Raw genomic sequence first — 12,240 nt, 5'->3', positions numbered from 1 at the left:
GCTGGCCGAAAGGGTCGAGCGCCTGGAGAGGGAGGCGGCGGAGATGCGGGACGAACTCCGCCGCCTGGACGGCCGCAACCGGGATCGACCATCCTCTGAGACGCCGCGAACGGTCCTCTCGAGACCGTTCCAACGCCATGCCCCCGCTCCGGTAGCGGCAGCATTTCCCGAGACCTCGCGCGAGCCGCGGGGCGCGAAGCCCGGCGGGGGAGGCTTCTTCGGCCGGTTGCCCTTCGACCTTGGGGACCTCGGGATTACCGGAGCGGGGAGTGGTGGCTCGGCAAGATCGGGGTGGGGCTCCTGCTCTTCGGGGTGGCGTTCCTCTACCTGCTCTCGGTGGAGCGCGGGTGGATCACGCCGGCCGTCCGGGTCGGTTTCGGCCTCGCGCTCGGCGCGACCCTGACGACCCTCGGCCTGCGCGTCTACGCGGACCGCAGATCCTTCTCCCGCATCCTGCTCGGCGGGGCGTCGGCACCTTCTACGCGACGGGCTTCGCCGCCTACAACCTCTACTCCCTCGTGCCGCACGCGCTCGCCTTCGCATTTATGGTGGCGGTCACCCTCCTGGCCTTCTCCCTCTCCGTGCGCGGGGCAGCGTCGCGCTCTCCCTCGTCGGCGCCGTGGGCGCCCTCGGCACCCCGTTCCTCCTCGACGACGGCTCCGGCACCCTCGGCGGCCTCGTCCTCTACGCCTGCGTCGTCCTCGCCGGGACCGGCGCGATCTACGCGTACAGGGGCTGGCCCTCGCTCCTCGCCGTCTCCTTCGTCGGCGGCTGGAGCGTGCTCCTGGCAGGTTTCTGGAGCGCCCCCTCCCCGACCACGGGCCGCTACCCCGAAGACCTGGTCGCCTTGCAACTCGGTGTCTCCTTCGCCTGGCTGCTCTTCTGGCTCGTCCCCACTCTGCGTGAGGCGCTGCGCGCCCGCTACCCGGCTGCGCTTCCCTCCCCGGCGAATGCCTTCGTCGGCGGCGGCGTCCTCGCACACGCCACCTCCGTCTCGTCGCCGCTCGTCGCGCTCGCGTTCACGCAGGCCATCTGGCAGCCCGCCAGCGGAGTCCTCGGCTCCGTCGCCCTTGCCGCGGCCGCGCTCTACGCGCTCGCGGCCCTCGCCCTCCGGCGCCTCGAGGGGACGCACATCCAGTCCGCCTCACTCTCCTTCACGCAGGCGCTCGTCGCGCTGCTCCTGCTGACGATCTCCATGGTGCTGGTGCTCGACGGCGACGCGCTCCTCTTCGCCCTCGCCGCGGAGGCGGCGGTCCTGCACGCCGCGGCGCGTCGTATCTCCAGCAGGGTCCTCTCCTTCGAGGCCCACGTCCTGTGGGCCGCCGTCGCGGTCTGGGTGTGCGGGCGGCTCCTGATCGGGCTGCTCGTCGGCCCGTTCCCGGGGTCGCTCCCCGCCCCGTTCCTCGGCGCCGCCTCCCTCACCGACCTCGCGGTCATCGTCCTCGCCTTCCTCTCATCCCGGGAGTTGTCGCCGCGGGGAGCGACCTCCACGTACCGCGCCCTCGCGCACGCGGCGGTCCTGGCCTGGCTCGCGCGTGAGCTTCTCCCGCTCCCGTACGGCGAGACGTGGGCGCTCCTCTCCTGGGCGTTCTACGCTGTGGCACTGCACCTCGTCTCCCGCCGTCTCCCTCGCGGGGGAACGGGGGAGGTCGCGCACGTCGTCTCGGCCGCGGTAGCGGTCTGGCTCGGCGCCCGCCTCGTCGGCGGGACCCTCGCCCCCGGCTACCCCGGCGCCCCGATCTTCAACGCCCAGGGCCTCGCGGACCTCGCCGTGATAGCGCTCCTCGCGCTCGCGGGCCTCCTGCCCGGCGCCGTCTCCCCGCGCCGCCTCGCGCGGGTCTATGGGCTGGCGGCGCACGCCGCCTTTCTGGCGTGGCTGTGGCGCGAGCTCTCGATGCCGCCGGGCGGGGAGGCCTACGTCACCGTCGCCTGGGGCTCCTACGCCGTCGCCCTCCTCGTCGCCGGGCTCCGCCTCGACCGCGTCTCGCTCTTCAGGGCCGGCATGACGACGCTCTTCCTCGTCGTCGGCAAGCTCTTCCTCGTGGACCTCGCCTCCATAGAAGCGGTCTGGCGCGTCCTCCTCTTCCTCGGCTTCGGCGCGCTCTTCCTCGCCCTGAGCTTCTACACCCGCTCCCTGTGGCGCCCCGGAAGAAACGGGCCTATCCCGGGCTCCGAAGAGTCGTGAAGGAGGTCGAACGTGACGAATCTCGATCTCCCGTGGTGGTTTGTAGCCCTTGTCTGCCTGATGGTGGTCGTCCTGTACTTCGGCATCGGTGCAACGCTCGGCTTCCTGTGCACCTACGTCGCCCTGAGGCCCCTCACCAGGCCCGACAACGAACAGGAGCACCCCAGATCCAGGGCCCTCGGAGCCTCCTTTCTCGGCGCGCTCGCCGGGGGCGCCACGAACTTGCTCGTGGCCTGGATCTTCACCCACGCGTAAACCGGCCCCGGGACGAGGCGCGCCTGGCTGCGGAGAACGGACCCCTGCCGGATTCTCGTCCCCTGTTTCGGTCTGTTATCCGCGGCCCGGCGTTCTTCCGAAACCTTCCATCTCCTTAACCGCTCCGTCCACCGTATTGTTACCCGAGCCCGTTAGGGTTCGGGGCTGCGGCGCGACCCCGGACAGGAGAGGCGGAACTCCGTGAGCGAGAGGACGAAGTTGGGGCTCGGGATAGCGGGCGCGGCGGCTATCATCGGGCTCCTGGGAGACGGCCTCCTCCGCGCGACCCCGTGGGGCCTGAACGTCTTCCTCTTCGCCCTCGCCCTCGTGGGGCTCGCGGCCTCCCTCGCCGCGTGGCGCGGCGTCGGTCTGCGTGGGGAGGGACGCCTCCTCGTCGCCCCGCTCCTCCTCTTCGCGGCCCTCTTCGCCTGGCGCGACTCCGACACCCTCGCCGTCGTCAACGGCCTCTCGCTCCTCGTCGCGCTCTCGCTGGTCGTCTCCAGGAGCCGCTCGGGCACGCTCGTGGCCGGCCTCTCCGACTACCTCTACTGGGGCCTGCAGGCCGCGCTGTACGCCTGCGCCGGGCCCGTCCCGCTCCTCGCCCGCGACGTCTCCCTCCGCGAGCTGCGGCTCGGCGGCTACGGCACCGTCCTCGGGGTGTTGCGCGGCCTGGCCATCGCCGCGCCGCTGCTCCTGCTCTTCGGCGCCCTCTTCGCCGCCGCCGACGCCGTCTTCGAGGACCTCGTCGTCGGCCTCTTCGACTTCGACCTGCCGGATCTCCTCGGGCACCTCTTCCTGATCTCGCTCTTCGCCTGGGTCTCCTCGGGCCTCCTCCGCCTCGCCCTCGTCGGGGAGAGCTGCCCGCGCCCCGGCGTCCGGCCTTCCTCGGGCTCGGGATCGTGGAGCTCGGGTCTCTCTTGGCCTGCTTAACGGCCTCTTCCTGCTCTTCGTCGCCGTGCAGGCGCGCTACCTCTTCGGGGCGAGGGCCGGGTGCTCGCCTCCACCGGCCTGACCTACGCCGAGTACGCCAGGCGCGGCTTCTTCGAGCTCGTGACGGTGACGGCCCTCGTACTCCCCCTGCTGCTCCTCGCCCACTGGCTGCTCCGGAGCGAGAAGCCCGCGCACCGGCGGATCCTCCGCGGCCTCTCCGCCTCCCTCGTGACCCTCTTGTTCATCGTAATGTTCTCGGCCCTGCAGAGGATGCGCCTGTACACCGCCGAGTTCGGCCTCACCGAGCTCAGGCTGTACACGACGGCCTTTATGGCCTGGATCTTCGTGGTCCTCGTCTTCTTTCTCCTCACGGTCCTCCGCGAGCGCCGGCCCCTCTTCGCCCCCTCCGCCCTCGCCACCGGCTTCCTCGCCGTCGCCCTTCTCAACATCATGAGCCCCGACGCCCTCATCGTGCGCACGAACCTCGCTCGCGCCGAGAGGGGGGAGGAGCTCGACGTCGCGTACCTCGCCTCCCTCAGCGCCGACGCCGTCCCTGCGCTGTCGGCCGGCCTGCCCCGGCTGCCCGAGGGGGCCCGCCGCGACCTCGAAGCCCGGCTCGAAGCGCGCTGGGCGGGAGAGGCACCGGGGGACTGGCGCACCTACAACCTCTCCCGCTCTCGGGCGCGCGAGGCCGTCGCCGACCTGCCCGCGGAGCCCTTAGCGGAGGCGCCCCCTCTCCGGAGGGCCGGATGAGAAGCCCGGGCACGCGCGCGGAGAAGCCCGGCTACGCCCTCCACGTCCTCGCCGACGGGTTGGACCCGCCCCGGTACGCGTACGTGGAGGTCCGGTTCCGGGACGGGCGTCGCCGGTTCGCGAGGCTCCACACCCCCGAGGGAGTCCGGGCCATCCTCGACGAATGGCGCCGACGGGGCGAGCGCTCCGGCCTCTACTTCTGGGCGCCGGGCGTGATCGTGGTCCGCGAGATCACCCGCGCGGGCATAGCGGCCCTCGTCGAGGACCTCATGGCCGAGGGCGAGCTCGAGGTCGCGTTCGTGCCGGCGGAAGACTGCTGAGGCAGGACGCAGGACCCACACGACCTCGTCACTACGGGCTCAATGGGGTCTAGGGGTGGTGTTTCGACCGTCAGAACCGGAGTTATCCACAAGATGTTGTGGATACAAGCGGCACGGCGGTGGATAAGTGGAACAGGTGTAACAACTTCTTAACGCTGCGCGAAAACTTCTTAATGCTACGGATGCATCGAGGGGCGGCGCGAGTGGAAATGGGCGGGGGTGGCTTTACAATTAGGTTTGGAGCAAAACACGATCTACACGAGAGGTGAGAGGTGCTTACCGAGGAGCGCGTGAGGGACCAGTTGAGGAACGTTATCGACCCGGAGATCGGGATGGATCTCGTGGAGCTAGGGCTCATCTACGACGTGGGCGTGCACGAGGAGGGTCGGCACATCGACGTCACGTTCAGCCTGACCAGCCCGATGTGCCCGGTGGGGGACATGATTCAGGAGCAGGTCGAGACCGAGGCCCTCTCCATCGAGGGCGTCGAGACAGTCAACGCACAGCTCACCTTCGAGCCGATGTGGAGTCCGGAGATGATGAGCCCCGCCGCCAAGCTCTTCTTCGGCCGTTAGAGGAAGAGCTTCGTAGAAGAGGGGGCGACGGGTGCAAACCCCGTCGCCCCCTCTTCATGCGTGGAGGATCGCCAGGAACTCCCTCGGACGACGCGAGCGTCCTCGCCGGGGTCGTATGACGCCCGCTCTGAGTAGCGCCAGTGCGTTGCGGGGAGACTACCGAAGACCTGCCGAGCGAGAGGAGGCATGCTTGCAAGTGAGCGAGTTATCGGTCCGGACGGACGAGCGCTACCAGTTCGTCTCCATCACCGACGGGGTGAAGGACGCCGTGCGCGAGTCGGGGGTGGGGGACGGGATCTGCCTCGTCTCCTCGACGCACACGACGGCCGCGATCACGGTGAACGAGGACTACGACCCGGACGTCCCACGCGACCTCGCCGCTGCTTGCCGCGCGCTCCTCGGCGGGCTCGACGTGAGGTTCGAGCACGCCGAGGGGAACAGCGACTCGCACCTCCTGACGAGCCTCTTCGGGCAGGCCCAGCAGCTTCTGGTCAGGGGCGGGGAGGTGGACCTGGGCCGCTGGCAGGGGGTGTTTCTGGCGGAGTTCGACGGGCCGCGCCGGAGGACCGTGCGCGTCGCCGTCTACGGGGCCTGAGCGGGGCCGTTTCAGCCCTTCGGAGGCCGTACGCACGTCCGGTTATCTTGTATCATCAGGTAATCAATGTGAAGTCGCGCGAGCTCGCGGGTAGCACCCGGGTAAGTCGAAGGGCTGGAGGTTCTTTTTATGGGTAGATTGTTGAACGGCGGGCTCGTTGTCGGGGGTACCGTACTCGCCCTCGGGGCGCTGAGAAGGGCGCTCAACCCGAGGCCGCGGTACGCCCCCTGGGAGAAGCCACGCTACGAGCAGTTCGACAACAAGGTCTGCATCGTCGGGGGCGGCTTCGGCGGTTACTCTGCTGCGACGAAGATAACCGAGCTAACCAAGGGCCGCGAGGACGTAGGCGTACTCGTCGTCGCGCGCGACAACTTCTTCACCTTCTGGCCGATGGTCCCCGGCATCGTCAGCAGCGACATCGACTCCCGCAACGTCGCCCAGCCTTTGAGGCGGGCGCTCATCACCGCCGGGGCCAGCTTCCGGAGGGCCAAGCTCAAGGAGATCGACCACGAGAACAAGAGGATCGTGGCCGACGGCGGCCTGGACTTCCCGTACGACCAGCTCGTGATCTCGCTCGGCGGACAGCCCAACTTCTTCGGCATCCCCGGCGTCGAGGAGCACGCCCTGCACATGAGGGGTGTGGAGGACGCCGAGAGGATCCGCAACCGCGTCATCGAGCGCTTCGAGGAGGTCTCGCTGATGCGCGGCGAGATCCCCGAGTCGAAGCTGACCTTCGTCGTCATCGGCGGTGGCGCGACGGGGACCGAGGTCGCCTCGGAGATCCACACCCTCGTCCACGAGGCCCTCGCCCCCGACTACCCGAACATCGACCCGAACAGGGTCCGCGTCTTCCTGCTCGAAGGGCTCCCCCAGATCCTGCCGGAGCTCGACCCGTCGTTGCAGCGCGCCGCCCGCACCCGGCTCTACAACGAGAACATCGAGGTCATGACCAGCACGTTCGCCGAGGAGGTCACGGAGGACGAGGTCAGGCTCAAGGGCGGCGAGGTGATCCAGTCCGAGAACGTAATCTGGACGGCCGGCAACCGCCCGAACGTCGCGATCCACGACCTCGGCCTCCCCGTCGACGAGCGCAACGGGATAAAGGTCGACGAGTACCTGCGCGTCGAGGGCTACCCTGGCATCTGGGCGATCGGCGACTGCGCCGCCATACAGGACGTGCGCGAGGGCGCCGAGGGGAGGTTCGTCCCCCCGACCGCTCAGGCCGCCGGCCAGGAGGGCTACACCGTCGCGAAGAACATCCTCGCGACCATCGACGGGCGTGAGGACGAGCTGGAGAAATTCGAGTACAAGCCCCTCGGCCAGCTTGTCGAGCTCGGGAGCGACTTCGCGGTAAACGAGGTCATGGGGGTGCGCTTCTCGGGGCTCGCGGCGGCGATCTTCTGGCGCATGGCCTACCTCGTCAGGCTCAACAGCCCGCAGAGCAGGGTCCGCATCGCGGCCGACTGGATCTCCGCCCTCTTCGTCCGGCCCGCCGTCACGCAGATCCGCGGGACCTCGCAGGAGTAGTCCGGGGCCCCGCTCATGTCACTTGAGACCCGGCGGCAAAGGTGCTACGTTAGCCCCGGTCTAACGGCTTGCGGAGGGTAGGACACGACGCGGTGGTGTATCGTGGCACAATGGAAGCTAGCGACGGGGTAACCCCCATACCGGGGATGATGGCGTGAACTTCGCGAACCAGCTCACCCTGGCCCGCATCGTCGCCATCCTGCCGGTGATGGCGGCGCTCTACGTGCCGTTCCCCGGCAGCCGCTTCGCGGTGCTCGCGATCTACGTCGCGGCGATCCTCACGGACTACTTCGACGGCGTCCTGGCCCGGCGGACCGGCAAGGTCACGGCCTTCGGCAAGCTTATGGACTCCATCGCCGACAAGGCGCTCATCGTCTCGCTCTTCTTCGCCCTCGTCGGGGAGGGGATGATGCCCTCGTGGATGGCCGCGATCATGGTGGTCCGCGAGTTCGCCGTGACGGGACTTCGCATGGTGGCGCTGGAATCCGGCGAGGTCATCGCCGCGAACCGCTGGGGCAAGGCGAAGATGAACGCCCAGAGCCTCGCCATCTTTATCCTGCTCCTCGCCTACGCCGGCGTCGGCGGCACGCTCATGGCCTCCCTGGGCTACTGGACCATGTTCGTCGCCCTCATCCTCACGCTCTTCTCCGGCTGGTCGTACCTCAAGGACACCCCGAGGATCCTCGCCGCCACCGCCGGTCAGAACAGGGCGTAGCCCCAACTCTCCTATGCCCGAAGTACCCGAGAACCGTCTTACGCCCGGCGAGGTCGAGATCGTGCTGCGGCGCGCCGCCGAGCTCAGGGCCCGCCGCAAGGATCGGAGCGGGGAGGGCCAGTCCGTCTCCCCGGAGGTCCTCGTGCAGGTCGCCGCCGCCGCCGGCATCTCCGAGCACGACGTCCGGCGGGCGCTCTTCGACCTCTACAGCGACAGGACCGCCGAGCCGTTCACCCCGGCGCGGAGGTTCTACGGACCGTCGCGCCTCAGGAGCGTCCGCGAGGTCCAGCGGCCCGCCGAGGTCGTCAGGGAGCACCTCGAGGACCTCCTCAGGCGCGAGCAGGGCCTGAAGATGCGCCAGAAGACCGAGGGGAGCAGCATCTTCGACGCGGGGGACCTGCTCGGCACCGTCCGCCGCGCCCTCGACTTCTCCGGGAACCGCTCCCTGCACAAGGCCCGCTCCGTCGAGCTCAGGGTCGAGGACGTGGAGCAGGGGCGCGCCGCGGCCAACCTCACCGCGGACGTCTCCAACCAGCGCAGCGAGTACCTCTCCCTCAGCGGCATCCTGGGGGCGACCCTCGCCCTGCCGCTGGCGATCGCGGGCTTCGCCGGCACCGGCGACTGGGTCTACTTTCTCGGCGTCCTGCCGGCCCTCGCCGCCCCGGCGGTCGGCTTCAAGCTCGCGTACCAGAAGGCCTGCACCGACGCGCGCCGCACGATGGACGGCCTCCTGGACGCCGCGGAGGAGGGCTACGGGGCCGAGCAGGACGAGGGAGAGCGACGCGAGAGGCCGCCCGGCCAGGTGCGCGGCCTCAAACCCATCCCGAAGTACACGCGTCCGTCGGACGAGTGATCGGCACCGCCGGTCCTCGCTTCCCGTTGGACGGGCCCATTCCTGGTGCCCGGCCGGGCCGCCTTCGAGTCGGCGGCTCATCCGAAACTGATGACTGAAAGCCGTCGGGCGGCTGTTATATTGCCTTTATGCCTCTAAACGTCCTCAAGGAGATCTTCGGCTTCGACTCGTTCCGTCCCGGTCAGGAGGGCGTGATCCACGCCGTCCTCGAGGGCCGCGATACGCTGGCGGTGATGCCGACGGGGGGCGGGAAGAGCCTCTGCTACCAGGTGCCGGCGCTCATGCGTGAGGGCCTTACGGTGATCGTCTCGCCCCTCATCTCCCTGATGAAGGACCAGGTCGACTCCCTCCTTCAGAGCTCCGTGACGACGGCGGCGACGCTCCACTCCGGGCTCTCGCCGGAGGAGCGGTGGGAGGTCGAGCGGAAGGTGAGGACCGGCGAGATCCGGATGCTCTACGTCGCCCCCGAGCGCCTGCGCTCGCTGGAGTTCGTCCTCGCCCTGAGGCGGGCCGGGGTGGGCCTGTTCGTCGTCGACGAGGCCCACTGCATCTCGGAGTGGGGCCACGACTTCCGGCCGGACTACCTCTTCCTGCCCCGCGCCGTCCGCGACCTCGGCAGCCCGCCGGTCCTCGCCCTCACCGCGACCGCGACGCCGCGCGTCCGGCAGGACATCCTCCGCTCCCTGAGGATGCGCGACCCCGAGGTGGTCGTGACGAGCTTCAACCGGCCGAACCTCACCTACCGCGTCCTGCCCGTCAGGGACAAGGACGGCAAGCTCCCGCGCATCCTCGACGTGATCCGTCACACCCCCCCGCCCGGGATCGTCTACGGCACCACGAGGAAAGAATGCGAGGAGCTCGCCTCTGGGCTCAGGCGCGCGGGCGTCAACGCCGCCCACTACCACGCGGGGCTCTCGCCGGGGGACCGTACGAGCGTGCAGGAGCGCTTCATGACCGACGAGGTCGACGTCGTGGTCGCGACGATAGCCTTCGGCATGGGCGTGGACAAGCCGAACGTGAGGTTCGTGGTGCACGCGAGCGTCCCGGGGAGCCTGCCGGCGTACATCCAGGAGGCGGGGAGGGCGGGGCGCGACGGGGCGGACGCGTCCTGCGTCGTCCTGTACCGGGGCGCGGACCTCGGGCGGCGCAAGCGGCTCGTGACGGTGAACGCGGCCGGCACCGACGAGGTCGGATCTTTCTTCCGCGCCCTCTCCGGGGTCGCGGGGGAGGGGGGCGGGTGAACGTGCCGCCGTCCTCCTTGGGCTCCCTCGGCGGCGTCGACGGGGACGTGGCGGGGGTGCTCCTCGGCGGGATGGAGGAGGCCGGGCTCTTGGCGCGCGGCTACGACCTGTGGGGGGAGGTCGAGGTGCGCCGGGTCGAGGAGGAGCCCGGGGAGCTGCGCGAGGAGATCTCCAAGGTCCACGCGGCGCTCCCCGGGGAGGGCACGGTCTCCCTGCCCGAGCTCGCCCGGAAGGCCGGCGTGCGCCCGGTCGTGGCGCAGTCCGCGCTCTTCCGGCTGATGGTCGACGGCCTCGTGGACGCCACGCCCCGCGGCTCCCTCGCCGACATACGTCTCAAGACCGGCGGTCTCGACGACGAGAGCCGCGGGGCCATCGCGTCTCGCCTCAAGTCCCGAACTCGGGCGGCGTACGACCAGATCCGCACGGTCGAGACGTACACGACCCTCTCCACCTGCCGCCGCGAGCACCTCCTCCGCCACTTCGGCGACACCGAGGAGGTGGCCCCCTGCGCCGGCTGCGACGTCTGTCTCGGCGAGGCGCACGCCGCCGACGCGGGCGCCTCGTGGGATACATCGTCTGCGCCCCTGCCTGGGGGCGCGCCCCTCGCGAACGGCGCCCCCATCGCCGAGATCGACGGGGAGCTCTTCGAGCGCCTGCGGGGCTGGCGGGGCGAACAGGCCAGGAGCCAGGGGGTCCCGGCCTACGTCGTCCTGCACAACTCGCACCTGGAGGAGATCTCGCGCCGCAAGCCGAGGAACGTACACGAGCTCGGCACGATCAAGGGCATCGGCCTCCGCCGCGCCGCCCGCTACGGCGAGGAGATCCTCGCCCTGATCAACGGCGGGGGCACGAAGGCCCTCGCCGAAGACGCGCAACCGGAGCCTGTGCCCGTCGAGGGTGCGCCCGAGGAGGGGCGCTAGCCTACAAAGAACATCTCGCCGCCGCCGAGCGCCTGCTCCGATCCGGGCGCGGCGCCGCCGCCGTCCCGGAGCTCGTTCGGGCGCTGGAGGCCGGCGGGGAGGAGGCCAGGGAGGCCGTCGACGCCCTGCTCGCGATCGGGTCCGGTCCTGATCTAGAATGAGGTTGCCGGCCGGAGGCCCGAGAAGAAGGGACGCGAAGCGGGGCCGGCTGCGAGAGATCTAAGGGAAGGGGAAGCTCGTGAGGCTGAAGGGGAAGAGGATCGTGGTTCTGATCGCCGACGGGTTCGAGGACCTGGAGTACTGGGTGACCGTTATGCGCCTCAGGGAGGAGGGGGCGGAGGTGATCTCGGTCGGACCCGGCGAGGGGCCGTTTATGGGCAAGAACTTCTCGGACGCGCGCGCGGACGCGACGGCGAACGACGTTAGCGCGGACGAGCTGGACGGGATTGTCATCCCCGGCGGCTGGGCGCCGGACAAGCTGCGGCGCTACGAGGAGGTCACGGACCTCGTCAGGGCGGTGCACGAGCGGGGCAAGGTCGTCGGGATCATCTGCCACGGCGGGCTCGTGGCGATCTCCGCGGGCATCGTCGGCGGGGTAAGCGCCACCGGCTCCCTGGGCATTAAGGACGATCTGGTGAACGCCGGCGCGACCTGGGTGGACAAGCCGGCCTTCCGCGAGGGGAACCTGGTCTGGGGGCGCGTCGTCCCGGACATACCGTCGTTCTGCCGCGAGCTCGTCGGCGCCCTGGCCGAGGACTAGGCAGACCCGGGGTGAAGGCGACCACCGGGCCGCCGCGGCCGGGTTGGTAGGATAAGAGGCATGAAGAGCTTTGGCGCCGTGCTTTTCGGAATACTGCTGGCCCTCGGGATCGGGGTGCTGGTCATGCTCGGCATCGTCGCGCCCGTCTTCACCCGCTTCTTCGGCCAGTCGCTGGCCTCGACCGCGCTGCCGACGGTCGTCCTGATCTTCGTCGCCGCCTTCTCGTTCTACTTCGGCGGGATGTTCGCCTCCTACCGCGCGCCGTCGAGGCGGAAGCTGCACGGGACCCTGGTCGGCCTCATCTCGTTCGCGGTCTCGCCGCTCGTCAACGCCCTCACCTCGGCGTTCGGCGGCGGCAGCGATCCCTTCGCCAACCTGCGGACCTCCACGGGCGTCTTGCTCTCGGTCGTCCTGTTCGCCACGGTCCTCGGCGCTTCGTACGTGGGCGCCCGTCGCGGCGAGGTCGTCTACGCGCACAACGCGCAGGTCCTGCGCCAGCGGGAGATCCGGCGCCAGAGGGAGCAGGCCTCCGCCCCCGAGGGGCAGTAGCCAATAGCCACGTCCTGCCTCTTAGCTCCCCCGAGCGCTGCACGCCCCAACGCAGGACTTCG

General features: G+C 69.9%; 14 protein-coding genes and 1 pseudogene. All 15 read left to right on the top strand.

Translation table 11 applies throughout. The features are described from left to right. Window positions 1-291: 291 nt before the first annotated feature. Window positions 292-414 (top strand): annotated as a pseudogene (locus GBA65_RS26480) (hypothetical protein); the annotation flags it as partial. A gap of 205 nt (window positions 415-619) precedes the next feature. Next, window positions 620-2,185 carry a DUF2339 domain-containing protein gene (locus GBA65_RS12270; RefSeq protein WP_166396801.1) on the top strand — a complete coding sequence of 522 codons (1,566 nt, stop codon included), beginning with the start codon at window positions 620-622 and terminating at the stop codon, window positions 2,183-2,185. Window positions 2,186-2,197: 12 nt separating this feature from the next. After that, on the top strand, window positions 2,198-2,440 hold the full coding sequence (locus GBA65_RS12265) for a hypothetical protein (protein ID WP_166396800.1): 243 nt from the start codon (window positions 2,198-2,200) through the stop codon (window positions 2,438-2,440). Window positions 2,441-2,641: 201 nt separating this feature from the next. After that, entirely contained in the window at window positions 2,642-3,370 is a 729-nt protein-coding gene (locus GBA65_RS12260; protein ID WP_166396799.1) for a DUF4153 domain-containing protein, read from the top strand. 60 nt (window positions 3,371-3,430) lie between these two features. Beyond that, complete coding sequence (locus GBA65_RS12255; RefSeq protein WP_166396798.1) at window positions 3,431-4,123, top strand: DUF4153 domain-containing protein; 693 nt, start codon at window positions 3,431-3,433, stop codon at window positions 4,121-4,123. Beyond that, window positions 4,120-4,443 (top strand): hypothetical protein, encoded by a 324-nt coding sequence (locus GBA65_RS12250; RefSeq protein WP_166396797.1) that lies wholly within the window; start codon window positions 4,120-4,122, stop codon window positions 4,441-4,443. The genes GBA65_RS12255 and GBA65_RS12250 overlap by 4 nt, the downstream gene beginning before the upstream one ends. Before the next feature lie 272 nt (window positions 4,444-4,715). Further along, a complete protein-coding gene (locus GBA65_RS12245; RefSeq protein ID WP_166396796.1) occupies window positions 4,716-5,018 on the top strand; it encodes a metal-sulfur cluster assembly factor in 303 nt (100 codons plus the stop codon). A gap of 196 nt (window positions 5,019-5,214) precedes the next feature. After that, window positions 5,215-5,613 carry a secondary thiamine-phosphate synthase enzyme YjbQ gene (locus GBA65_RS12240; protein ID WP_228281298.1) on the top strand — a complete coding sequence of 133 codons (399 nt, stop codon included), beginning with the start codon at window positions 5,215-5,217 and terminating at the stop codon, window positions 5,611-5,613. Window positions 5,614-5,742: 129 nt separating this feature from the next. Beyond that, entirely contained in the window at window positions 5,743-7,140 is a 1,398-nt protein-coding gene (locus tag GBA65_RS12235) for an NAD(P)/FAD-dependent oxidoreductase (protein WP_166396794.1), read from the top strand. 154 nt (window positions 7,141-7,294) lie between these two features. Next, window positions 7,295-7,855 (top strand): CDP-diacylglycerol--glycerol-3-phosphate 3-phosphatidyltransferase, encoded by a 561-nt coding sequence (gene pgsA / locus GBA65_RS12230; RefSeq protein WP_166396793.1) that lies wholly within the window; start codon window positions 7,295-7,297, stop codon window positions 7,853-7,855. A gap of 13 nt (window positions 7,856-7,868) precedes the next feature. After that, complete coding sequence (locus GBA65_RS12225; protein ID WP_166396792.1) at window positions 7,869-8,708, top strand: hypothetical protein; 840 nt, start codon at window positions 7,869-7,871, stop codon at window positions 8,706-8,708. Between the two features lie 128 nt (window positions 8,709-8,836). Further along, window positions 8,837-9,949: a RecQ family ATP-dependent DNA helicase gene (locus GBA65_RS12220; protein ID WP_166396791.1), complete on the top strand. Its 1,113-nt coding sequence runs from the start codon at window positions 8,837-8,839 to the stop codon at window positions 9,947-9,949. Beyond that, window positions 9,946-10,869, top strand: a complete 924-nt coding sequence (locus GBA65_RS12215) for a RecQ family zinc-binding domain-containing protein (protein WP_166396790.1) — start codon at window positions 9,946-9,948, stop codon at window positions 10,867-10,869. Before GBA65_RS12220 ends, GBA65_RS12215 begins: the two co-directional genes overlap by 4 nt. 238 nt (window positions 10,870-11,107) lie before the next feature. Continuing rightward, window positions 11,108-11,629, top strand: coding sequence for a type 1 glutamine amidotransferase domain-containing protein (locus GBA65_RS12210; protein ID WP_166396789.1), 522 nt, complete (start codon window positions 11,108-11,110; stop codon window positions 11,627-11,629). A gap of 60 nt (window positions 11,630-11,689) precedes the next feature. Further along, complete coding sequence (locus tag GBA65_RS12205) at window positions 11,690-12,178, top strand: hypothetical protein (protein WP_166396788.1); 489 nt, start codon at window positions 11,690-11,692, stop codon at window positions 12,176-12,178. Window positions 12,179-12,240: the final 62 nt, after the last annotated feature.

The organism is Rubrobacter marinus (assembly GCF_011492965.1).
Lineage (GTDB): Bacteria > Actinomycetota > Rubrobacteria > Rubrobacterales > Rubrobacteraceae > Rubrobacter_F > Rubrobacter_F marinus.
This window is presented reverse-complemented; position numbering and strand designations above follow the sequence as displayed.